At 72.4% G+C, this 23,024-nt stretch carries 21 protein-coding genes; 7 read left to right on the forward strand and 14 right to left on the reverse strand.

The genetic code is table 11. The features are described from left to right. Positions 1–12: 12 nt before the first annotated feature. From AOA12_RS20250 to AOA12_RS20275, 6 genes are all read right to left on the reverse strand, one after another. Positions 13–786 (reverse strand): heme ABC transporter ATP-binding protein, encoded by a 774-nt coding sequence (locus tag AOA12_RS20250; RefSeq protein WP_054686555.1) that lies wholly within the window; start codon positions 784–786, stop codon positions 13–15. Continuing rightward, complete coding sequence (locus AOA12_RS20255) at positions 783–1,835, reverse strand: FecCD family ABC transporter permease (RefSeq protein ID WP_054686556.1); 1,053 nt, start codon at positions 1,833–1,835, stop codon at positions 783–785. Before AOA12_RS20255 ends, AOA12_RS20250 begins: the two co-directional genes overlap by 4 nt. Positions 1,836–1,878: 43 nt before the next feature. Further along, positions 1,879–3,000 (reverse strand): heme/hemin ABC transporter substrate-binding protein, encoded by a 1,122-nt coding sequence (locus AOA12_RS20260; RefSeq protein ID WP_054686557.1) that lies wholly within the window; start codon positions 2,998–3,000, stop codon positions 1,879–1,881. Then, positions 3,000–3,896, reverse strand: a complete 897-nt coding sequence (locus AOA12_RS20265; protein ID WP_082406421.1) for an HtaA domain-containing protein — start codon at positions 3,894–3,896, stop codon at positions 3,000–3,002. The genes AOA12_RS20260 and AOA12_RS20265 overlap by 1 nt, the downstream gene beginning before the upstream one ends. A 102-nt stretch (positions 3,897–3,998) precedes the next feature. Beyond that, the gene (locus AOA12_RS20270) at positions 3,999–4,355 is read right to left on the reverse strand and encodes a sterol carrier family protein (protein WP_054686559.1); all 357 of its coding nucleotides are present in this window, start codon (positions 4,353–4,355) and stop codon (positions 3,999–4,001) included. Positions 4,356–4,792: 437 nt separating this feature from the next. Continuing rightward, positions 4,793–5,371, reverse strand: a complete 579-nt coding sequence (locus tag AOA12_RS20275) for a hypothetical protein (protein WP_156366618.1) — start codon at positions 5,369–5,371, stop codon at positions 4,793–4,795. Between the two features lie 339 nt (positions 5,372–5,710). Between AOA12_RS20275 and AOA12_RS20280 the strand changes: the two genes are divergently transcribed. Both AOA12_RS20280 and purD read left to right on the forward strand, forming a co-directional pair. Beyond that, a complete protein-coding gene (locus tag AOA12_RS20280; protein WP_054686561.1) occupies positions 5,711–6,370 on the forward strand; it encodes an NUDIX hydrolase in 660 nt (219 codons plus the stop codon). Positions 6,371–6,644: 274 nt separating this feature from the next. After that, the gene (gene purD, locus AOA12_RS20285) at positions 6,645–7,916 is read left to right on the forward strand and encodes a phosphoribosylamine--glycine ligase (protein WP_054686562.1); all 1,272 of its coding nucleotides are present in this window, start codon (positions 6,645–6,647) and stop codon (positions 7,914–7,916) included. 414 nt (positions 7,917–8,330) lie between these two features. Here purD and AOA12_RS20290 read toward each other — a convergent pair whose 3' ends face one another. From AOA12_RS20290 to AOA12_RS20305, 4 genes are read right to left on the reverse strand one after another with little or no spacing between them, the layout of a single operon-like run. After that, positions 8,331–9,986 (reverse strand): glycoside hydrolase family 13 protein, encoded by a 1,656-nt coding sequence (locus AOA12_RS20290; RefSeq protein ID WP_054686563.1) that lies wholly within the window; start codon positions 9,984–9,986, stop codon positions 8,331–8,333. 1 nt (position 9,987) lies between these two features. Continuing rightward, on the reverse strand, positions 9,988–10,878 hold the full coding sequence (locus AOA12_RS20295; protein ID WP_054686564.1) for a carbohydrate ABC transporter permease: 891 nt from the start codon (positions 10,876–10,878) through the stop codon (positions 9,988–9,990). Further along, positions 10,878–11,783 (reverse strand): carbohydrate ABC transporter permease, encoded by a 906-nt coding sequence (locus AOA12_RS20300; RefSeq protein ID WP_054686565.1) that lies wholly within the window; start codon positions 11,781–11,783, stop codon positions 10,878–10,880. The genes AOA12_RS20295 and AOA12_RS20300 overlap by 1 nt, the downstream gene beginning before the upstream one ends. Before the next feature lie 20 nt (positions 11,784–11,803). Next, positions 11,804–13,090: an ABC transporter substrate-binding protein gene (locus AOA12_RS20305; protein ID WP_054686566.1), complete on the reverse strand. Its 1,287-nt coding sequence runs from the start codon at positions 13,088–13,090 to the stop codon at positions 11,804–11,806. Positions 13,091–13,204: 114 nt separating this feature from the next. Here AOA12_RS20305 and AOA12_RS20310 point away from each other — a divergent pair, with 114 nt between their 5' ends. Then, complete coding sequence (locus AOA12_RS20310) at positions 13,205–14,407, forward strand: ROK family protein (RefSeq protein ID WP_054686567.1); 1,203 nt, start codon at positions 13,205–13,207, stop codon at positions 14,405–14,407. Between the two features lie 469 nt (positions 14,408–14,876). Here AOA12_RS20310 and AOA12_RS20315 read toward each other — a convergent pair whose 3' ends face one another. From AOA12_RS20315 to AOA12_RS20325, 3 genes are all read right to left on the reverse strand, one after another. Continuing rightward, positions 14,877–15,233, reverse strand: coding sequence for a hypothetical protein (locus tag AOA12_RS20315; protein ID WP_054686568.1), 357 nt, complete (start codon positions 15,231–15,233; stop codon positions 14,877–14,879). A gap of 158 nt (positions 15,234–15,391) precedes the next feature. After that, complete coding sequence (locus AOA12_RS20320) at positions 15,392–16,783, reverse strand: DHA2 family efflux MFS transporter permease subunit (RefSeq protein WP_231637264.1); 1,392 nt, start codon at positions 16,781–16,783, stop codon at positions 15,392–15,394. A 122-nt stretch (positions 16,784–16,905) separates the two neighbouring features. Then, positions 16,906–17,535 carry a PadR family transcriptional regulator gene (locus AOA12_RS20325; RefSeq protein WP_054686569.1) on the reverse strand — a complete coding sequence of 210 codons (630 nt, stop codon included), beginning with the start codon at positions 17,533–17,535 and terminating at the stop codon, positions 16,906–16,908. 228 nt (positions 17,536–17,763) lie between these two features. Between AOA12_RS20325 and AOA12_RS20330 the strand changes: the two genes are divergently transcribed. Next, positions 17,764–18,642, forward strand: a complete 879-nt coding sequence (locus AOA12_RS20330) for a phosphoribosylaminoimidazolesuccinocarboxamide synthase (RefSeq protein ID WP_054686570.1) — start codon at positions 17,764–17,766, stop codon at positions 18,640–18,642. 248 nt (positions 18,643–18,890) lie between these two features. Next, positions 18,891–20,237 (forward strand): uracil-xanthine permease family protein, encoded by a 1,347-nt coding sequence (locus tag AOA12_RS20335; RefSeq protein ID WP_054686571.1) that lies wholly within the window; start codon positions 18,891–18,893, stop codon positions 20,235–20,237. Between the two features lie 171 nt (positions 20,238–20,408). Here the strand turns inward: AOA12_RS20335 and AOA12_RS20340 are convergent, their stop codons facing one another. Next, complete coding sequence (locus tag AOA12_RS20340; RefSeq protein ID WP_054686572.1) at positions 20,409–21,842, reverse strand: GH1 family beta-glucosidase; 1,434 nt, start codon at positions 21,840–21,842, stop codon at positions 20,409–20,411. Between the two features lie 132 nt (positions 21,843–21,974). Here AOA12_RS20340 and purS point away from each other — a divergent pair, with 132 nt between their 5' ends. Continuing rightward, the gene (gene purS / locus AOA12_RS20345) at positions 21,975–22,220 is read left to right on the forward strand and encodes a phosphoribosylformylglycinamidine synthase subunit PurS (protein ID WP_054686573.1); all 246 of its coding nucleotides are present in this window, start codon (positions 21,975–21,977) and stop codon (positions 22,218–22,220) included. Beyond that, on the forward strand, positions 22,217–22,924 hold the full coding sequence (gene purQ / locus AOA12_RS20350) for a phosphoribosylformylglycinamidine synthase subunit PurQ (RefSeq protein WP_054686574.1): 708 nt from the start codon (positions 22,217–22,219) through the stop codon (positions 22,922–22,924). The genes purS and purQ overlap by 4 nt, the downstream gene beginning before the upstream one ends. The last annotated feature ends 100 nt before the right edge of the window (positions 22,925–23,024 follow it).

The raw sequence follows: 23,024 nt of genomic DNA on the forward strand, positions 1-23,024 counted from the left end.
CGCCGCCCGGGCTCAGAGACCGCGGCGCGGCAGCACCATCGGACGCCCCGTGTCCGGATCGGGCACGATGCGGACGGGCGTGCCGTACACGCGCTCGATGCGCTCCTGCGTCATCACCCGGTGGGGATCGCCGCGCACCTCGAGACGACCCCGGTCGATGATCGCGACCTCGTCCGCGTAGGCGGCGGCGAGCGACAGGTCGTGCAGCACCACGATCACGGCACGGCCGCGGCCGGCCAGCTCGCGGGCGATGCGCAGCACGTCCTCCTGGTGGCGCAGGTCGAGCGCCGCGGTCGGCTCGTCGAGCATGACGATCCGCGTGTCCTGCGCGAGCACGCGGGCGAGCGACGCGCGCGCCTTCTCGCCGCCCGACAGCGACGCGTAGTCGCGATCGAGCAGGCCCTCGACGTCGGTCCGGCGCACGGCGTCCGCGATGATCCCCTCGTCGTCGGCGACGTGCGCGCTCCCGGTCCACGGCGCGCGGCCCATCTCGACCACCTCGGCGACCGTGAACGAGAACGCGACCTGGTTGGACTGCAGCAGCACCGCGCGGGCGCGCGACAGCTCGCTCGCCGACCAGGCGTCGAGCGCGCGGTCGTCGAGCAGCACCTCGCCCGCCGTCGGCCGCACGTCGCCCGTGAGCACCCCGAGCAGCGACGACTTGCCCGCGCCGTTCGGGCCGACGAGGGCCAGCACGCGCCCGTAGCCGACCTCGAGGGAGACGTCGTCGAGGATCGTCGCGGCGCCGACGCGCAGGCCGACCCCGCGCAGCGTGTACGCGTTCATGCCCAGCCTCCCGAGCGCCGGCGATTGCGGCGGATCAGCCAGTAGAAGAACGGCCCGCCGACCAGCGACGTGAGGATGCCGATGGGCAGGTCGGCCGAGACGATCAGCGTGCGCGCGAGCAGATCGGCGTAGACGAGCATGATCGCGCCGCCCAGCAGCGAGGCGGGCAGCAGCGTGCGCGCCGAGGGGCCCAGCAGCATGCGGACGATGTGCGGCACGACGAGGCCGACGAAGGCGATGATGCCGGCGAACGCGACGGACACCGCGGTCAGCAGGGCGACGAACACGATCGACGCGATCCGCAGCCGCTCGACGCGCACCCCCAGGTGCGCCGCCGTGCGGTCGCCGAGCGCGAGCAGGTCGTACTGCCGCCCGAGCGCGATCGCGCCGGCCGCGCACACGACTCCGACGACGCACACGACCAGGGCCTCCGGCCAGCGCGACCCGTTCATCGAGCCGAGCTGCCAGAACACGATCTGCTCGCGCGACGACGAGTCGCCGACGAACATCAGCAGCGCGAGCGCCGCGCCCGCGAAGGCGTTGACCGCGATGCCGGTCAGCAGCAGCGTCACCGTCTCGGTGCGCCCCTGCGCCCGGGCCGTCGCGTAGACGACGAGGGTCGTGACGAGCCCGAACGCGAAGGCGAAGGCGGCCGTCGCCCACGAGCCGATCGCGGTCACGCCGAAGGTGATCGCCAGCGCGGCCCCTACGGCCGAGCCCGACGAGACGCCGACGACGCCCGGCTCGGCGAGCGGATTGGCGAAGATCGCCTGCATCACCGCGCCGGCGATCGCCAGCAGGGCGCCCACGAGCAGGGACATCACGACGCGCGGGAACCGGATCTGCCACAGCGTCTGCTCGACGAGCGCGTCCGACGGCGCCCACGCGTTCGGCACGCCCACGGCGCGCAGCAGCGACCCCACGACCTCCGCCGGCCCGATCGGCAGCTGCCCGATGCCGGCGGAGAGCACGACGCCGATCAGCAGCAGCACCGCGGCGCCCGCGAAGAACGCGATCCGCCGCCCGGCCGTGCGCGCGCCCACGGTCACCGGAGGATCCCCGCGCCGTCGACGGCGTCTCCGGCATCCACGATCATTCGGCGGCCTCCGGCACGTAGATCGCGCGCGCGAGCGCGTCGAGCACGTCGGCGGAGCGGGGGCCGAACGAGAGGATCTGGCCGTCGGCCATGTCGACGAAACGGCGGTTCCTGCCCGCGTTCGTGAGCGCGATCGCGGGCTTGTCGGCGATGAGGCGGTCGACGCCCCCGGCCGAGGCGAGGCCCGCCGTCATCACCAGGATGAGATCGGGGTTGGCCGCGACCATCGCCTCGTCGGTGAGGGGCTGCATCCCCTTCCAGCCGAGCTCGCCCGCGACGTCGATCGCCGAGAGGCTCGTGATGAGGTCGTCGGCCCCCGACTCGGAGCCGAACAGGTAGTAGACGCCCGACGCGCCGCGGATGTAGAGGAACACGATGCGCAGCCGGCGCGCGTCGTCGGCCGGCGCGAGCGCCGCGATCTCGGCGCGCACGCGATCGACGTCGGCGTGGATGCGCGCGGCGAGCGTCTCGCCCGCCTCGTCGACGCCGAGCGCCGCGGCGACCGCGCGCGCCCGGTCGGCGGCCCCGTCGAACGAGGACGCCGTGTCGACGAACACGACGGTGATCCCGACGTCGCGCAGCTGCTGCACGACGTCGAGCGGGCCGATCGAGCCGTCGGTGAGCACGAGCGTGGGCCGCTGCGCGATGACCGCCTCGGCGTTCACGGAGTGCCCGTTCGACGTGATGACGGGCAGCTCCTCGGTGCCCGGGAAGGTCGTGGACACGTCGCGGCCCACGAGGCGATCGCCGAGCCCGAGGCCCCACACCGTGGCGGCGAGCGACCCCGACAGGTCCATCGCGATGATCCTGGAGACGTCGGTCACGGTGACCTCCCGCTCGCCGTCGAGGTCGCGCGAGACCACCGTCACGGGCAGTCGCGGCGACGGCTCGGCGACGACCGGGACGATCTCGGCCGTCGTCAGCGTCGCCGTCGACGGCCCCGACAGCGACGCGGGGTCGGCCGGCGCCGTCAGCTGCGACAGCGGCACGCGCGACGCCGCCGACGCCGGCGCCTCCGTCCCGTGCGGCGACGCCGGGGCGCACGCCGTCACGGCGAGCACGACGGCGGCGAGCGCCGCGGCGAGCGCGCGGCGCACGCGACGGCGCGACGCGACCATCACGCGCTGCCGGCCGCGTCGGCGGCCTTCTTCCGCCGGCCGCGCGCCGTCGCCACCGCGGCCGCCACGGCACCGGCCACGGCCGCCGCGGCACCGGCGATCACGATGGGGAGCGCCGATCCGCCCGACCCGTCCGACGACTCCGCGCCGGCGGCGGCCTCCGTCTCGGCCGCGGCCGGGGACTCGGCGGGCGACGACGTCTCGGTCGGCGCCTCCGTCTCGGCCGGGGCGGGGGCGGCGCAGTCCGCGGCGATCGAGATCGTCACGGGGTCGAAGGCCGTGCCCGCCTCGTAGTTGGGGAAGGCGGCGAAGCCCTCCTCTGTGATGGCGGCGGGCGCGTCGACCGCCTCCAGCGAGCCGCCGCCGGCGCGCACCGCTCCGGAGAGGTCGATCTCCACGAACGGCACCTGCGGCGTCGTGGTGGCCTCGGTCTCGCCGGCGAGCGCGTCCTCCATCGAGACGCCCGAGATGTCGAGGAGCAGCACGGCTCCGGCATCCGTCCAGCGCAGCGTGGGGTTCGCGATCGTCGTGTTCAGCAGGCCGTCGTGACCCGTGAACACGATGCCGCCGGGGAAGGCCACCTCGCCCGCCGCGGCGTCGGGGCCGGTCTCGCCCGTGCCGCCCGTGAAGCGGAACTGCGGCGTCTCGTAGCCGGCGCCGTCGACCGTCTCCCATCCTCCGTGCGCGATCGACCCGGAGACGTAGGAGCGGAACGACTCCTTGAACCCCCACGCGAGCTCGGCCGACGTGACCTCGCAGGCCCCCGCCGCGCCGACCGCGGCGTCGCGCACGGTCGGCGCCTCGCTCGCGGTCGCGGCGACGGCCGGCGTGACGACGAGGGCGATCGTCGCCCCGGCAAGGAGAAGTCCACGGGAGAAGCGCAAGGTAGCCGCCAACGGTCGATGGTCGCGCGCGGAGCGCGCAGTTAGGCCCGCCTTAGCTTACTCGGCGCGGAGCGGAGGTCCGAAGCCTCGGCGCGGAGCAGAGGGCCGAAGCGCCTACGGGCGCAGCGGCAGCAGCGGGGCGAGATCGGCGCGAGTGCCGGATGCCGCGATGCGGCCGGCCGCCACGGCATCCGCCCACGCCTCGGCGCCCGTCGCGATCGCGATCCACGTGCGGGCGTCCGTCTCGACGACGTTCGGCGGCGTGCCGCGGGTGTGCCGCGGACCCTCGACCACCTGCACGGCGCCGAACGGGGGCACGCGCACCTCCACCGTGTTGCCCGGCGCCTTCTCGGCGAGCAGCTGCAGCAGGTAGCGCACGGCGGTCGCGAGGTCGGCGCGCGCGGGCGTCTCGGCCTGCGCGACGGCGGCGAGCGCGGCACGGCCGGCGTCGGTGGGGATGCGCGGGGGCATGCCTCCACCGTACGCGGCGCCCCCGCATTCGCCGCACGCGCCGCGACGGCGGGTGCCTCCGGGTTTCCCCCCGCGAAGGCACCCGCCGCCTCGTCTCCCCCCGGCCCCGGCCCACCACCCCCGCTGGTTGAGTGAATGCCCCTGCTGGTTGAGTGACAACCCCCGCCGATTGAGTAACAACCCCTGCTGGTTGAGTAGCCGCCGCAGGCGGCGTATCGAAACCCGTGTAACGGTCCGATACACGGGTTTCGATACGCGCGCTGCGCGCGCTACTCAACCAGCGGGGGACGGCGGGGCTCCCCGGCCAGCGAGGGACGGCGAGGCGCCCCGGCCAGCGGGGGACGGCGGGTCTCAACCAGCGGGGGACGGTGGGCCGCCCCGGCCGACCGCCCCGGGCCCCGGGCCCCGGGCCCCGCGCCCCGGGCCCCGGAAGAGCATCAGCTCCACCACACCTCGACCGTTCCGGGCCCGGCCGCCCCCGAGGGACCGGGCGCCTGCGACGATCCGGCCGTGATCGTGACCGAGGCGACCGCGACGTCGGCGGAGCCGCCGGCGAAGCTCGAGCCGGCATCGCCCCCGCCGGCCCCGGCGACGACGACCGGAACGCCCGCGACGAGGATCGCCGACCCGGTGCCGTCGGCGACGAGCGTGAGCAGGATGTCCCCCGTCCTGCCCGCCGCGAGCTCGAGCTCGCCCTCCACGACCGAGCCGGGGCCGTGCACGGCGTCGCCGGGGGGACCGCCGCCGCCGTGCATGACGAACCGCACGTTCGTCATGCACGCGGGGATCGCGACGGGGGCCTCTGTCCTGTCGAGGGATCCGTGCGCCGCCTCCACCTTCAGATGGCCCGGACGACACGTGGGCGACGGCTCGGTCGCCGTGCTCATCGGGATCACGGCCGTCGCCGTGACGGCCGGCATGGACCAGGCCGAGCCCCGCACGAGCCCGCGTCTGTCGATCCGCGACGCGCCGTTCGGGTCGACGCCCCCTCTCCTCGACGTGGCCTTCCTGGACATGGCCTCCCCCTGCGTGACCTTCCTCGACATGGAGCGCCGCCCCCTCCCCGGCGGCGCTCCGGCCGGTCGGCATCGCTCGACGGGATCGCGTGGCAGGGGGAGCATCGACTCTCCCGCCGAACGAGCCGGACCTCCTTCATTCAAGCGGGGGACGGCGCCCCGGAACATTCCTGGAACCGGCCAACGTCGCACACCTCCCGGGCCGCGGGATATGCCCTCGACCGGGTGTTTCCGCGGAGATCCGGGATGCATGGCGCGCGACGTGTCCCCAGAAGTGCGCACAGCCGGCGATCACGGGTCCCGACCCGCGACGCCGCGCCGGAGCCTAAGCTCGGAAGGGTGACCAGCCCATCCTCCGGCGCCCGCGAGCAGTTGCGCTCGCTCGTGTCGACGCTGCGCTGGCCCGCGCTTCCCGCGGTGAACGGCGTCGCGCGCGACGCCTCGGTGCTCGTGCTGTTCGGCGTGCTCGACGGCGTGCTCGCCGACACCCACGACGCCGCTGTCGCCCGCGACCTCGACGTGCTGCTGCAGCGGCGCGCGTCGACGCTCTCGTCGCACCCCGGCCAGGTGTCGTTCCCCGGCGGACGCGCCGAGCCCGGCGACGCGGATGCCGTGGCCACCGCCCTGCGCGAGGCGAACGAGGAGGTCGGGCTCACGGCATCCGGGGTCGACGTGCTCGGCGCCCTGCCGACGATCCCGCTGTTCGTGAGCAACAACCGCGTGACGCCCGTGCTCGGCTGGTGGGAGCGGCCGACGCAGGTCGCCGCGGTCGACCACGCCGAGACCGTCGACGTCTTCCGCATCCCCGTCGCCGATCTGCTCGACCCCGCGAACCGCGTCATGGCCGTGCACGACCGCCGCGACGCGCGCTACCGGGGGCCGGCGTTCATCGTCGACGACGTGCTCGTGTGGGGCTTCACGGCGTTCATCCTCGACACCGTGTTCGAGCACGCACGCTGGACCCTGCCCTGGGACCAGGATCGCGAGCACCCCGTCTGACCCCGGCGCCCCCCGGCTGCCCCGGCGCCCCGCCCATCCCCCACCCGGTCCTGCCTTCAACCGCGGCAAAGTGCGCATCGCGGTCGCGCGCACCCACACTTTGCCGCGGTCGAACTCCACACGCCCCGCTCAACCGCGGCAACACCCCCCGCTCAACCGCGGCAAAGTGTGCGCTGAGGCAGCCCGCACCCGCAGGATGCCGCGGTCGAATCCCAGACACCCCGCGGGCCCGCCTCGCGGGGCGTGCCGGGGCGGCGCTGGGTAGGCTGGACGGATGAGAATCCTCGTCCTCGGATCGGGTGCGCGCGAGCACGCCATCATCCTCGCTCTCGCCGCCGAGAGCGCCGGTCACGAGCTGTTCGCGGCGCCCGGCAACGCCGGCATCGGCGCCGACGCGACGCTCGTCACGACGCTGAACCCCGACGATCCGGCCGCCGTGACGCTCTTCGCGAACGACGAGCGCATCGACCTCGTCGTCATCGGTCCCGAGGCGCCGCTCGTCGCGGGCGTCGCCGACGCGCTGCGCGAGCGCGGCATCCCCGTGTTCGGCCCGAGCCGGGCGGCCGCGCAGCTGGAGGGCTCGAAGGCCTTCGCGAAGCGCATCATGGATGCCGCGGGCGTGCCCACCGGACGCGCGACGCGCGCGCAGACGCGCGACGAGGTCGCCGCCGCGCTCGACGCCTACGGCGCCCCGCACGTCGTCAAGGCCGACGGCCTCGCCGCCGGCAAGGGCGTCGTCGTCACCGACGACCGCGAGGCCGCGCTCGCGCACGCCGACCGGTACCTCGGCGACGGCGCCGTGCTCGTCGAGGAGTTCCTCTCGGGCCCCGAGGTGTCGCTGTTCTTCGTGTCGGACGGCGACACCGTGCGCGCGCTCAGCCCCGCACAGGACTTCAAGCGCGCGCTCGACGGCGACGCGGGGCCGAACACCGGCGGCATGGGCGCCTACTCGCCGCTGCCGTGGCTCGCCGAGCGGTTCGGCGGCGAGCAGGCGTTCGTGGAGCTCGTGACGCGCGAGGTCGCCGAGCCCGTCATCCGACAGCTGGATGCCGAGGGCACGCCGTTCATCGGCCTGCTCTACGCGGGCCTCATTCTCACCGACGCGGGCGTGAAGGTCATCGAGTTCAACGCGCGCTTCGGCGACCCCGAGACGCAGGTCGTGCTGCCCCGGCTGCGCACGCCGCTGTCGGCGCTGCTGATGGCGGCGGCCAGCGGCACCCTCGAGGACCAGCCGGCCCCGGAGTTCTCGGACGACGTCGCGGTGACCGTGGTGCTCGCGAGCGAGGGCTACCCGGAGTCGCCCGTCACGGGCCGTGCGCTCGGCGGGTTGGATGCCGCGGCGGCGACCGACGGCGTGCACCTCGCGCACGCCGCGACCCGCGCGGCCGACGGCGGCCTCGTCGCGACGGGCGGCCGCGTGCTGAACGTCGTCGCGGTCGCCGACACCTTCGGCGCCGCCCGCGACCGCGCCTACCACGCCCTGTCGCACATCACCCTCGAGGGGGCGCACTACCGCCGCGACATCGCGGCCCGCGTCGCGGAATAGCGGGGGCGGCGTATCGGAACGCGGGAGGGGTTTCGATACGCGCGCTCCGCGCGCTACTCAACCAGCGGGGGTGAGAACACCCCGGCGATGGCGGGCGGGGCGGGCGCCACGCTCCGCTGGTCGAGTGCCCGCGGCGAAGCCGCGGGCGTATCGAGACCCCTCCCATGGGCCGAGGCAAGGCACCCGGCGCATCGGACCGCGGGAACGGTTTCGATACGCGCGCTCCGCGCGCTACTCAACCAGCAGGAGTGAGAACACCCCGGCGGTGGCGGGCGGGGCGGGCGCCACACTCCGCTGGTCGAGTGCCCGCGGCGAAGCCGCGGGCGTATCGAGACCCCTCCCATGGGCCGAGGCAAGGCACCCCGGCGCATCGGAACGCGGGAAGGGTTTCGATACGCGCGCTGCGCGCGCTACTTAACCAGCGAGGGTGGGGGCGGGGGCGAGCCAGACGGTGGTCTCGGGAGGGACGACGCCGACGGGTGAGGGCGTGCTCGCGAGCAGCACCTCCACCTCGTCGAGCTCGTACGGCTCGGTGCCGAAGTTCGTGACGACCTCCCAGCCGTTCGGCCGGCGGAAGCGCAGCACGTCGGCGCGGCCGGCGTCGATCCACTCCAGCTGCTCCCCCGTCTGCAGCTCGCGGCGCAGCGCGAGCGCGCGCCGGTACAGCGCGAGCGTGGATGCCGGGTCCTCCGCGAGCGCCGACACCGCGTGCCGCGCGAACCAGGCCGGCTGCGGCAGGTGCGATCCGCCCTCGCCGAACCCGAACGACGGGCCGGACGCGGTCCAGGGCAGCGGCACCCGGCATCCGTCGCGTCCGCGGTCGACGCCGGGGCTGCGGAAGAACGTCGGGTCCTGCCGGTGCTCGTCGGGGATGTCGGCGACCTCGTGCAGTCCCAGCTCCTCGCCCTGGTAGAGGTAGGCCGAGCCGGGCAGGGCGAGCAGCAGCAGGCTCGCCGCGCGGGCGCGCCGCTCGCCGCCCTCGCGATCGAGCTCGTGCTCGGGCCCGCCCGCGAGCACCCACTCGGTGCCGTGCTTGCGCAGCGGCGTGCCGTCGGCCCCGCGCGCGGGCGCGGGCAGGCCGTAGCGGGTCGCGTGCCGCACGACGTCGTGGTTCGAGAGCACCCACGTGCTCGACGAGCCCGACCGCGCGGCGAGCGCGAGGTTGTCGGTGACGATGCGCCTGTACTGCGCCGCATCGAAGTCGGCGAGCAGCAGGTCGAAGTTGAACGACTGCCCCAGGCTCTCGGGGCGGGCGTACAGCGGCACCCGGTCGGAGGCGACCCACGCCTCGGCGACCGCCGTGCGCGGCGGGTCGTACGCGTCGAACACGGCCCGCCACTCCGCGTAGACGTCGTGCACGTCGTCGCGATCGAGCAGCGGATGCCGGCCGTCGACGGGGATCAGCGCGAGCTCGTCGCGCGACGGCAGCGGCTCGGTGAGGTCCTTCGTGAGCATGTGCGCGACGTCGATGCGGAACCCGTCGACGCCGCGGTCCGACCAGAACCGCAGCGTGCGCACGAAGTCGGCGCGCACGTCGGGGTCGCCCCAGTTGAGGTCGGGCTGCTCGACGGCGAACGAGTGCAGGTACCACTGCCCGTCGGCGACGCGCTCCCAGGCCGAGCCGCCGAACATCGACACCCAGTCGGTCGGCGGCTCGGCTCCCCCTTCTCCCGTCCCCTCGCGAAAGATGTACCGGTCGCGTGCGGCCGAGCCGCGCCCCGCGGCGAGCGCCTCCTGGAACCACTCGTGCTGGTCGGACGTGTGGTTCGGCACGATGTCGACGACGATGCGGATGCCGGCGGCGTGCAGCGCCGCGATGAGCGCGTCCATGTCGTCGAGCGTGCCCAGCCGCGGGTCGACGTCGCGGTAGTCGGCCACGTCGTACCCCCCGTCCGCGAGGGCGGAGGGGTAGAAGGGGCTGAGCCAGACGGCATCCACGCCCAGCTCGGCGAGGTAGTCGACGCGCGAGAGGATGCCGCGGATGTCGCCCAGGCCGTCGCCGTCGGAGTCGGCGAAGCTGCGCGGGTAGACCTGATAGACGACGGCCTGGCGCCACCACGGAGCGCTCATGTCAGCCCTTCACCGCGCCCTGCGTCACGCCCTCCATCACCCAGCGCTGCGTGAACAGGTAGGCGATGATCGCCGGCGCCATCGCCATCAGGTACGACGCGAACGAGATGTTGTAGTTGTTGCTGAACTGCGTCTGGAAGATGTTCGCGCGCACCGGCAGGGTCGTGAGCGCCGGGTCGGAGATGATGAGCGACGGCATCATGAAGTCGTTCCACGCATACAGGAACGCGAAGATGCCGACCGTCGCGCTCATCGGCGCGAGCAGCGGGAAGATGAGCTTCCAGAACGTCTGCCACGTCGTCGCGCCGTCGATGCGCGCGCTCTCCTCCAGCTCGAGCGGGATCGAGCGCAGGAACGCCGTGAACAGCAGCACCGAGAAGCTCAGCTGGAACATCGTCGCGAGGATCACGACGCCCACGGGGTTGTCGAGGCCGAACTGTCCCGTCAGCTGGATCTGCGGCAGCGCCACGACGGGGAAGGGGATGAACATCGCCGCGAGCAGGTAGAAGAACGAGTAGCGGAAGAACCGGTTGTCCCAGTTGCGCACGATCGCGTACGACGCGAACGCGGCGAGGAAGATCGTCGCGGCCACGGTGCCGGCCGTGACGAACAGCGAGATCGCGGCGCCGACGGGGAAGTTGGTCAGGTTCCACGCCGCCACGAACCCGTCGATGCTGAACGGGGCGGGGAGCGCGAACGCCTGGCTCGTGTCGCGCGCCTGCTCCTGCGTCTTGAACGCCATCGAGATCGTGACGTACAGGGGCAGCAGCACCGTGACGGCGCACAGGATGAGCACGATCGTGCCCGACCAGTTGACCCGCTCCATCTTGAAGCGCGGCTTGACGCCCTCGGTCGCGATCGTCGACGTCGTCATGATGGGTTGAGCGGTCATCAGAGTGCGTTCCTTCCGCGCGTCAGCGAGAGCTGCAGGATGGAGATGAGCACCGCGATGATGAAGAAGACCGTCGCGTTGGCCATCTGGTAGGCGAAGTCGCCGTTCGTGAACCCGCCGATGATGGTCATGGCGATGCTGCGGGTGGCGGTGCCCGGTCCGCCGTCGGTGAGGCCCTTGATGATGTCGTAGGCGTTCAGGAAGCCCTTGAACCCGAGGATGAAGTTGATCACGACGTAGCCGAAGACGAGCGGCACGGTGATGCGCAGCAGGGTCTGGGTCTTGCTGGCGCCGTCGAGGTCGGCCGCCTCGTACACGTCGCCCGGGATCGACAGCAGCCCGGCGATGTAGATGAGCAGCGTGCCCGGGATCGCCTGCCACGCCGTCACGATGACGATCGCGATCCACGCGAGGTCGGGGTTGGCGAGGATGCTCACCTCGGGCCACGGCAGGCCCAGCAGGCCGTCGGGCGAGGTGAAGGAGTTGGAGAACAGGAAGTTGAAGACGTAGGCGATGATGATGCCCGAGATCACCATCGGGATCACGAAGATCGCGCGGAGGCCCGTCTTGAAGCGGATGCGGGAGGTCAGGCCGACCGCGAGCAGGAACGCGAGCACGTTGACCACGATCACCGTCACGAGCGAGAAGCCGATCGTGAACAGATAGCTCTGCAGCACGGCGGGGTCGCTGAACAGCGCGACGTAGTTCGTCAGGCCGATGAACTCCCAGTCGCCGATGCCGATGGAGTCGGTGAAGCTGTAGAAGATGCCGATGATGCCCGGGATCGTGATCGCCAGCGTGAAGATGACCAGCGTCGGCACCAGCATCCACCAGTAGACCGGCTCGATGCGGCGCTTCGCGTGCCGCGCCTTCCCCTGCGTGACGACGTTCGTTGTCGAAGACATGGTGAGAAACTCCTTCGTCTCTACTGGCGGAACGCGATGCGCGCGATGTCGGCGTCGATGGTGCGGAGCATGCGCGACGGGTCGCCGTCGTTCATCAGGTTCTGCATGTAGTTCATGATCGGAACCGAGCGGTGCACGAGCACCGACGCCCCCTGGTAGACCTTGCCCGCCTCGTAGGCGGCGTAGGCGCCCTCCATGCGGGGGTCGTCCACGGCGGGCGATCCCTTGGTGGGGGTGAATCCGAGCTGCGACTCGTTGTAGGCCTCGATGACCTCGGGCTGGTAGAGGTACTCGAGGAACGCCGTGGCCGCCTCCTTGTGCCGCGACGCCTCGGGGATCCAGGCGGCGAGGTCCATGTTCACGCGCACGGCGTTGGCGTCGGGGTCGTCGCTCATCGGCAGCGGGAACGTGCCGATGCGCTCGGCGGGGTCGATGCCCCCGTCCTCGAGGATCTTGGAGATCTCGACGATCGCCCACGGCCCCTGCAGGTACATCGCGCCCTTGCCGTTCGCGAAGTCGTAGTTGCCGTCGTTGTAGGCCTTGTTGTTGGCATCCTTGTTCGTGTACGTGTGGCCGAGCTCGCGCATCCGCTCGACGGGGGCGAGGAAGTCGCTCTGGAACGAGACCGGCGAGTCGGGGCCGATGTCGGTGCCCTGCTGGGCGAGCTGGTCGAAGAACGAGACGGTGTCGACCATGCCGCCCGTCGTGAAGTCGAACCAGCCCTGCCCGATGGTCCAGCCGTCCTTGAACGTGCCGTAGAACGGGTCGACGCCGTTCGCCTTGAGCGTCTCGCACACCTCGATGAGCTCGTCCCACGTGGTGGGGACCTCGAGGTCGTACTGCGCGAAGATCTCCTTGTTGTAGATCACGGCGGATGCCATGACCGAGTACGGCAGGGCGCTCGTGCGGCCCTCGCAGTGCCCGTACTGGTCCATCAGCACGTCGAGGCCGTCCATGATGCTCGAGGCCGCCGTCGTCTCGGAGAGGTCGCTGAGCACGCAGCGCTGCACGAAGCGCGAGGTCTCCATGTTGTAGTTGGCGAGCGCGATGTCGGGCGGGTTGCCGCGCACGAAGCTCGCCGCGACGGGGTCGACGCCCGACGTGTCGAGCACGACGTGCACGTCGTCCTGCGAGGCGTTGTACTCGTTCACGAGGTCGGTGATCCACGGGATCGCCTCGCGCTTGCTGAACGCGAAGCGGATCGTCTCGGCGCCGTCGGAGGAGCAGCCCGCGAGAGACGTCGCCGCCACCGCGGTGCCGAGCAGCGCGGCGAGCAGCCTGATTCGAGGTTTCGAGGCGAGGGGCATTGTCGTCCTTTCCGTCGCGGCAGTGCGAGGGGGTGTTCGCCAGTGATTTGATTCGTTGATCGAATCAATATCTAGGGGCAGTATGGCAGGACGTAGTTGGGGAGGTCAAGACCTGTGACGACGGTGCCCGCAGGCAAGAGCACGAGGCCGCCGAGCCTCGACGCGGTGTTCGCGCACGCGTGGGCGGCCGGCGGGTTCACGGCCGCCGACGCGATGGCATCCACGGGCCTCACCCGCTCGACGACGATCGAGGCGATGGACACGCTCGTCGAGCTGGGCCTGCTGCGCGAGCTGCCCAACGCGCGCGCCGTGGGCGACTACCGCAAGGGACGGCCGGCGCGGCGCTTCGAGCTGCGCGAGGACGCCGGCGTGCTCGTCGGCGTCGACGCGGGGCACGCGCACCTGACGGCGGTCGTCACCGACCTGCGCTCGCAGCGGCTCGGCATCCGCCGCACGACGCGCCAGGTCGACCGCGACGACGCGGCCGACCGGCGCGCCGCGATCGCCGACCTCGTCGACGACGCGCTGCGCGCCGCCGGACGCACGCGCGCCGACGTGCTCGCGCTGTGCGTGGGGGTTCCCGCGCCGGTCGACGAGTCGGGGCGGTCGCCGCACCACCGCCACCTGTTCTGGGACCGCATGAACCCGGGGCTCGCCGACGTGTTCCGCGCGTGGGCGCCGCTCGTGCGCGTGGACAACGACGCCTCGCTCGCCGCCGTCGCCGAGGGGAGCGTCGGCGCGGCCGTCGGATGCCGCAGCTACATCGCGCTGCTCGCCGGCGAGCGCCTCGGCTCGGGCGTCGTGATCGACGGGAACCTGCTGCGCGGGGCGCACGGGGGCGTCGGCGAGATGGTGGCGTTCGACCACGTCGAGGGCGTCGGCACCGCACGCGGCCTCGGCACGCGCGCCGCCGAGTGGGCCCTCGAGGCGATCGAGCGCGGGGACGTCACGGGGCCCCTCGCGGCGATCCCGCGCGACCGGCTCGACGGGCAGGCCGTGATCGAGCTCGCATCGCAGGGCGACCCCGACGCGCAGCGCATCGTGCACCGGGTCGGCGTCGTGCTCGCCCGCATCGTCGCGACGCTCGGGAGCATGTTCGACCCCGAGCGGGTGGTCGTCACGGGCGCGATCGCCGCCGGCGTCGCCGAGGTCGTCGCCGCCGCGCGCGAGGCGCTGCCCACCGGCATGGACCTGCCCGCGCCTGATCTCGCGATCTCGCAGCTCGGCGCCGACGTCGTCGTCACCGGTGCCGTCGCCGCCGCCGCCGCCCTCGCCCGCGACCGCCTGCTCGACGTCTGGACCCGCCCCGCGGCATGAGCGAATCCCTCCCCTCGCCCGCGCTCCCGCTGGTTGAGTAGCCGCCGCAGGCGGCGTATCGAAACCCGCGTAGCGCACCGTGAGAAGGGTCTCGATACACTCGCGGCTCCGCCGCGAGCACTCGACCAGCGGGACCAGGCGCCCCGGCACACCCCCGCACACCCTCACCCCCGCACACTCCCGCTGGTTGAGTAGCCGCCGCAGGCGGCGTATCGAAACCCGTCTAACGGTCCGTTACAAGGGTCTCGATACACTCGCGGCTCCGCCGCGAGCACTCGACCAGCGGGAATAGACCCCTCGCACCCGCACACCCGACCCCCCACCCCCGCTGGTTGAGTAGCCGCCGGAGGCGGCGTATCGAAACCCAGGTAACGGTCCGCGGGAAGGGTCTCGACACACCCGCGGCCCCGCCGCGAGCACTCGACCAGCGGGAATGGACGCACTCGCCCACCCCACTCCGCGGAGGGCGTCAGCGCACAGGCTGTGCGGGGCGCAGGGTGGCCGGGGCCGGGAACGGGAGGTCGTGATAGATCTGCGGGGCGCCGACGGCACCCCAGTCGTCCTTCTTCACGCGGATGCGGGCGGGCGAGACCTCCGCGATGCGCACGCGCAGCCATGAGCCGTCGTCGAGCTGCAGCTCGTAGATGTCGGCGAGGTAGCCGATGCCGAGCGCATCGAGGGCGTCCTCGGCGTCCAGCCAGTCCACCGCGTCCGTGCGGTCGCGTCCGAGCAGGTCGACGACGACGAACCCGTCGCCCTCGGGCCGCATCCACCCGAGCAGTTCGCCGTCGAGGCCCCGCCGATGCTCGATCCAGTCGCTCGTCACGCCCCCACGCTACCCGCGCCCGCCCCCGACACGGTGCCCTTCTCGCCGAGATGGTGGGTTTCTCGCCGACCTCGTGGGCACCATCTCGGTGAGAAACCCACCATCTCGGCGCAGAACCCGCCAGCTGGGCGCGGGGCCCGCCGGCGCGAGGAGCGCGGTCAGCGCGGGGCGGGCAGGGCGGCGGGGCGGCGGAGGAAGAGCACGGCGACGAGGCCGACGAGGATGACGGCGGCGGGGAGCAGCACCGACTGCGCCATCGCGGCGGAGAAGCCGTCGACCACGAAGGGCGGCAGGGCGCCCTCGCCGAAGCCGCCCTGCGCGTCGGCGGAGCCGGGCAGGTTGGCCTCGAGCCGGCTCTGCATGAACGCAGCGATCGACGCCGAGCCGACGACCGAGCCGATCGTGCGGGTCGTGTTGTAGATGCCCGCACCCGCGCCCGCCTGCCGCGGCGACAGGTTGCGCGTCGCGGTCGTCGCGAGCGGTCCCCACATGCCGGCGTTCCCGAGGCCCATGACCGCCGACGGCAGCAGGAACATCCACACCGGCGTGTCGACGTTCATGAGCGCCGCGTACCAGAACAGCGACACCGCGACGAGCGCGAGGCCCGGCACGAGCAGCATCCGCGGATCCACGCGGTCGAGCAGCCGTCCGGCAGGCGCCGCGAGCGCGCCCGAGACGACCGCCATCGGCACCATGAGCAGCGCGGACTCCGTCGGCGTGAGACCGCGCGCGAGCTGGATGAAGAACATGAGCGGCAGCGCCATGCTCGTCACGGTGAACCCGACCGTCGTGATCGCGATGTTCGCGACCGAGAAGTTGCGGTCGCGGAACAGCTCCAACGGCACGAGCGGCTCGCTGCGCGTGCGCGCCTGCGTCCACACGAACACCGCGAGCACGACGACCCCGCCGGCGATCATCGCCCACACCCACGGCGCCCAGTCGTAGTGCTCGCCCTCCTGCAGGCCGAACACGATCAGGAACAGCGCGATCGCGCTGAGCACGACTCCCACGATGTCGAAGCGGTGCGGATGCGTGCCAAGGTTCGGCACCAGCATCCATGCCAGCACGAAGCCGACGACGCCGACCGGCAGGTTGATGAAGAAGATCCACTCCCAGCCGAACGCGTCGACGAGCAGGCCGCCCGCGAGCGGCCCGACGAGGGTCGCGACGCCGGCCGTCGCCCCCCACAGTCCCATGGCCGCGCCGCGCCGCTCGGCGGGGAACGTGCGCGTGATGACGGCCATCGTCTGCGGCGTCATCAGCGCGGCGCCGACGCCCTGCACGGCGCGCATCGCGACCAGCATCCCGAGGGTGGACGACAGGCCGCAGCCGAGCGAGGCGATCGTGAAGATCGCGAGCCCCACGAGATAGATGCGCTTCGGGCCGAAGCGGTCGCCGAGGCGCCCCGTGATGAGCAGCGGCACGGCATAGGTGAGGAGGTAGGCGGATGTCACCCACACGACGTTGTCGAGGTTGTTCGTGCCGGGGTCGAGGGCCGCCTTGATCGCGGGGTTCGCCACCGACACGATCGTGGTGTCGACGAGGATCATGAAGAACCCGATGACGAGCGCCCACAGGGCGGGCCACGGGCTGCGCGGGGCGTCGGTCCTCTTCCGGGCGGCCGTGGTTCCGGTGGCCGGATTTCCGGTGGCCTGGTTCCCAGTGGTCTGGTTCATTGCGAGGTGCTCTTTCGATGGTCGGCGAGGAGCCGCAGCGTCTGCTCGGGCAGCTCTCGCGCGCCCCACGGCAGGGCGGGGTCGGCGAGGGCGGCGAGCAGGCCGTCGGTCCAGCGGAGATCGGCGTCGAGGAGCGCGCGATCGCGATCGCCCTCGACGAGGAACTGGTAGGGGATGCCGCGGGCGCCCGCCCGGGCGAGACCGGCGCGCAGCTGCTCCAGCTGTTCGGCGAGCGCGTCCCGGCGCGTGCGGAGGAGAGCGGCGACCTCGTCGCGCGGCAGCACGTGCGCCTCCGCCAGGGCGACCCGGAACTCCGTGCCCCGGTCGATGCGACCCAGCTCGCGCCGCACCCATGCCTCCGCGGCGGCGCGCCCGGCCTCGTTCAGCGCGTACGTCGTGCGCTCGGGGCGATTGCCGTCGCGCTCCGTGCCGACCTCGGTGATCAGGCCCGCCCCGCCGAGCCGGGCGACCGTGTGATAGAGGGCGCCGTGCGAGACGCGCACGAGGCGGTCGTCGCGGCGATGGCGGATGAGCCGCATCATCTCGTAGGGATGCATGTCGTCCTCGCGCAGCAGCCCGAGCACGACGATCCCGAGCGGGGTCAGGCGGGCGACGGCATCCGGCACGACATACTCCTTCTCGACTAGTCCACATGGACTATACCCCCGGAATCCGCTCATGGCATCCCCTTCAGGCGCCCTCGCCGTTCACAACTCAGGAAGAATGCCGCCCGGACGGCCGGATCGCGGGCCGCCCGGCCCGTTCTCCTGAATGGTGAACGATGCTCGGGGGCGGACGGCGTCGGGAGGCCGGGGCACCGGCGCGGCGGCGGCGCGGTCCGGGATAATGAGCGGGTGAGCGAACCCCTCGACCTGCCCGGCTGGACCCACGTGTACTCGGGAAAGGTGCGCGATCTGTATCGCCCCGAGACCGGTGACCCCGGACGGATGCTCGTGGTCGCGAGCGATCGCGTGAGCGCGTTCGACCACGTGCTGTCGCCCGGCATCCCCGACAAGGGCGCGCTGCTCACGACGCTCAGCCTGTGGTGGTTCGCGCGCCTTGCGGGCGCCGACGGCGGCCGGCCGATCCCGAACCACCTCACGGGCGAGCCGGTGCCGGATGCCGTGGCCGGGCGTGCCATGATCGTGACCGAACTGCATATGCTTCCCGTGGAATGCGTCGTGCGCGGATACCTCACGGGCTCCGGCTGGGCCGAGTACCGCGCCGAGGGCACGGTGTGCGGCATCCGCCTGCCCGAGGGCCTGAGCAACGGCGACCGCCTGCCCGCGCCGATCTTCACGCCCGCCTACAAGGCGCCCCTCGGCGAGCACGACGAGAACATCTCCTTCGAGCGCACCGTCGAGCTCGTGGGCGCCCCGCGCGCGGAGGCACTGCGCGACACGTCGCTGGAGATCTACGAGCGCGCCGCCCGCACGGCCGAGGCCAAGGGCCTGATCCTCGCCGACACGAAGTTCGAGTTCGGGCTGGATGCCGGTGTGCTCACCCTCGCCGACGAGGTGCTCACGAGCGACTCGTCGCGCTACTGGGACGCCGCCGCGTGGCGGTCGGGCACGACGCCCGAGGAGCGGATGGCGAGCTTCGACAAGCAGATCGTGCGCGACTGGCTCGCCGCCAACTGGGACAAGACGGGCACGCCGCCCGAGCTCCCCGCCGACATCGTCACCCGCACGGGCGCCAAGTACCGCGAACTGCTCGACCTCCTCACCACCTGACCCGCCCCACCCCCGCATCCGCCCCACAGCGCATCCCGCGGCCGAAAATGCATCTCGCGGCCGAAAGTGCATCCGGCGGCCGAGAGTGCGGTCATCGCCTGCATCCTCGGCCGCCGGATGCACTCTCGCGGAGTTGCGGCGGAGACGCGGCGGAGACCACCGGATGCCGCACGGCATCGCGCTCTCAGGAGACTCCCAGGTAGGCTGACGGCGGCCCCAGCGTCGAACCCCCGCGTCGAAGGAGACCCATGCCCATCTGGACCCTGCACGGAGACGGCCGTCGCGTCGAGCGCGGCGCCGTCGTCGCCCCCGGCGAGCGGCTGAGCTGGCCTGCGACGATCGCGATCGGCGCGCAGCACGTCGTCGCGATGTTCGGCGCGACGTTCCTGGTGCCACTGCTCACCGGCTTCCCGGTCTCGACGACGCTGCTGTTCTCGGGCCTCGGCACCCTGCTCTTCCTCGTGCTCACGGCCAACCGGCTGCCCAGCTATCTCGGGTCGTCGTTCGCGTTCATCGCGCCGATCCTCGCGCTCGGTCCCGGTGACGGCGCGCCCCTCGAGACCCCCGAGCAGTACGGTCGCGCGCTGCTCGGCGTGTTCGTCGCCGGCATCCTGCTCGCGGGCGTCGGATTCCTCGTGCAGGCGGTCGGCACACGCTGGATCGAGCGGCTCATGCCGCCGGTCGTCTCGGGCGCGATCGTCGCGCTCATCGGCCTGAACCTCGCCCCCGTCGCGTGGCAGAACTACGGCGCGCAGCCCGTGCTCGCGACGATCACGCTCGTCGCCTGCATCGTGTTCGCCGTGCTGTTCCGCGGCTTCCTCGGCCGCATCGCGATCTTCCTGGGCGTGGTCGTCGGCTACGTCGCGGCCGCGATCCTGGGCCAGCTCGATCTCACGTCGTTCGCCGACGCACCGCTGTTCGGCCTGCCGCAGTTCCACGTCCCGGCGTTCGGCGATCCCGTCGCGTGGGGCGCGCTGCCCATGTTCATCCCCGTCGTGCTCGTGCTGATCGCCGAGAACGTGGGGCACGTGCGCGGCGTGGCGACGATGACGGGGGATGCCGGCATCAACCGGCACACGGGCCGCGCCCTCGTCGCCGACGGCCTCGCGACGACGATCGCGGGCGGCCTGGGCGGCTCGGGCACGACCACGTACGGCGAGAACATCGGGGTCATGGCCGCGACGCGCGTGTACTCGACCGCGGCGTACTGGGTCGCCGGCATCCTCGCGATCCTGCTCGCCTTCTCGCCCAAGATCGGCGCGCTCATCTTCTCGATCCCGGCGGGCGTGCTCGGCGGCGTGACGACGGCGCTGTACGGGCTGATCGGCGTGATCGGCATGAAGATCTGGGTCGACAACCGCGTGGACTTCTCGCGGCCGGTGAACCAGTTCACGGTCGCCGTGTCGTTCGTCGTCGCGATCGCGGGCTACTCGTGGACGGTCGGCGGCATCCAGTTCGGTGCGATCGTGCTCGGCACCGTCGCGGCGCTCGCGATCTACCACGGCGGCAACGCGATCGCCCGCTGGCGCAGCACCGGCGCCGACGACGGCGGCCCGATCTCACCGATCGGCCCCCTCGGCGGCGACGCGCAGTAGCCAGGCCCGCCGAGACCGCATACCGCGGACGAGAACGCATCCGGCGGACGAGAGTGCACGCGGCGACTGCACTCTCGTCCGCCGGATGCACTTTCGCGGAAGGGGATGCCGGAGCCGCAGATGCCGGAGCCCCGGAGCCGCGGATGCCGGAGCCCCGGACGCGCCGACGCGCTACAGCGCCCGGGCGGCGATGATGCGGCGGTATTCGCGGGCGCTGTCTTTGAGGGTGCGCTGCTGGGTGTCGTAGTCGACGCGCACGATGCCGAAGCGCTTGGCGTAGCCCCAGGCCCACTCGTAGTTGTCGAGCAGCGACCAGTAGAAGTAGCCGCGCACGTCGACGCCGGCATCCACGGCGTCGAGCACGGCGTCGAGATGGCCGCGCAGGAACGCGACGCGTCCGTCGTCGTGCACGCGGGTCTCGCCGCCTTCGACAACGACCTCGTCGTCGAAGGCGGCGCCGTTCTCGGTGACGTACAGCGCGGTGCCCGCGGGTGCCACGTACTCGTCCGACACGCGGCGCAGGAGGCGCGTGAGGCCTTCGGGCTGGATCTCCCAGTTCATCGCCGTGCGCTCCAGCCCGCGCTCGTGCCAGTGGATGCCGTCGTGCGAGGGGAACGGCGAGCCCTGCGGCCGCGCGGTCGGGGCGTCGGTCGGCGGCGGCGGGTTCTCGGCAGGCCGGCCGCCGACGTACTCGCCGTGGTAGTAGTTGACGCCGAGCGCGTCGATCGGCGTCGAGATCGCGTCGAGGTCGCCGTCGTGCACCGCGTCTTCGAGCGCGCGCACGGCATCGGCATCCACTCGTCGCAGGTCGTCGAGGATGTCGGCGGGGTACGCCCCGCGGAACACCGGGTCGAGGAACCACCGGTTGTACTGCCCGTCGATGCGGCGCGCGGCGTCGACGTCGGCGGGATCGCCCGGGTCGACCGCGTCGGCGACCGTGAGGTTGAGCGTGAGCCCGAGGCTCAGCGACGCGTCGCGCCCGCGCAGCGCGCGCACGGTCTGGCCGTGGCCGAGCAGCAGGTGGTGCGCCGAGAGCAGGCCCTCGGCGACGGAGTAGTGGCCGGGCGCGTGGATGCCGGCCGTGTGGCTGAGGAACGACGAGCACCACGGCTCGTTGAGGGTGGTCCAGATGTCGACGCGGTCGCCGAGCGCGTCGTGCACGTCGAGCGCGTACTCCGTGAACAGGTCGCTCGTCGCGCGTGCGGTCCAGCCGCCGCGCTCCTGCAGCGCCTGCGGCAGGTCCCAGTGATAGAGCGTGAGCCACGGGATGATGCCCGCGCCGCGCAGCTCGTCGACGAGCCGCCGGTAGAAGTCGAGCCCCTTCTGGTTGATCGGCCCGCCGTCGGGCCGCACGCGCGACCACGAGACCGAGAACCGGTAGGTGTCGAGCCCGAGGTCCTTCATGAGGGCGACGTCGTCGCGATAGCGGTGGTAGTGGTCGCACGCCACGTCGCCGTTGTCGGCGTTGATCACGGCATCCGGGACCCTGCTGAAACGGTCCCAGATGGATGCCGTGCGCCCGTCCTCGAACGCGGCACCCTCGATCTGGTACGCGGCCGTCGCGGCCCCGAACAGAAACCCCTGCGGAAACGATCGCCCGGTCATCGTGCACCCCTTCGTGAATCGGCTCGTGCCAGCGTATGCGAGGGCCCCGACGCAGGGAACACCCGGACATGCCCGCCCCACGCTCCGCCTAAACTGGTACCCGCACCCCTTCCCCTACCTCGGAGCCGCGCCATGCCCACCATCGTCGTCGACGTCATGCCCAAGGCCGAGCTGCTGGACCCGCAGGGCAAGGCGGTCGCGGGCGCCCTCTCGCGCCTGGGCCACGAGGGCATCTCGGGCGTGCGCATCGGCAAGCGCTTCGAGCTGACCGTGGATGCCGCCGACGAGGCCACGCTGGCCGCGGTCACCGAGATCGCGGGCGAGATCCTCTCCAACAGCGTGATCGAGGACGTCGTGGGCATCGAGGTCGTCGAGTGACCGCGCGCGTCGGGGTCATCACCTTCCCGGGCTCGCTCGACGACGGCGACGCGCGCCGCGCCATCCGCATCGCGGGCGCCGAGCCCGTGGCGCTGTGGCACGGATCGCACGACCTCGACGGCGTCGACGCGCTCGTGCTGCCGGGCGGCTTCAGCTACGGCGACTACCTGCGCGCCGGCGCGATCGCCGCGCACGCGCCGATCATGGCGGAGGTGAAGGATGCCGCGGAGCGGGGCATGCCCGTGCTCGGCATCTGCAACGGCTTCCAGATGCTCGTCGAGGCGCACCTGCTGCCCGGCGGGCTCATCCGCAACGCGCACCAGCAGTTCATCCGCCGCGACCAGCGCCTGCGGGTCGAGAACGCGTCGACCGCGTGGACGAGCGACTACGAGGCGGGCCAGGAGATCGTCATCCCCCTCAAGAACGCCGACGGCGGCTACATCGCCTCGGAGGACGAGCTCGACCGCCTCGAGGGCGAGGGCCTCGTCGCGTTCCGCTACCTCGGCGTGAACCCGAACGGGTCGCTGCGCGACATCGCGGGCATCGCGAACGAGCGCGGCAACGTCGTGGGCCTCATGCCTCACCCCGAGCACGCCGTCGAGCCCGGCTTCGGTCCGAACATGCCCGAGGCGATGCGCTCGGGCGTCGACGGCCTCGCCTTCTTCACCTCGGCGATCGCCGCCGTCGTCGGCGCCGCGGCCTGACCGGCCGACGGGTCGACATCCACGGGGTGACAGGCGCCCGGTTCATCCGGCCCGTGGTGTCGGCATCGCCGCAGCTGGCGACACCACGGGCCGGATGAGG

This window comes from Microbacterium sp. No. 7 (assembly GCF_001314225.1).
Classification (GTDB): domain Bacteria; phylum Actinomycetota; class Actinomycetes; order Actinomycetales; family Microbacteriaceae; genus Microbacterium.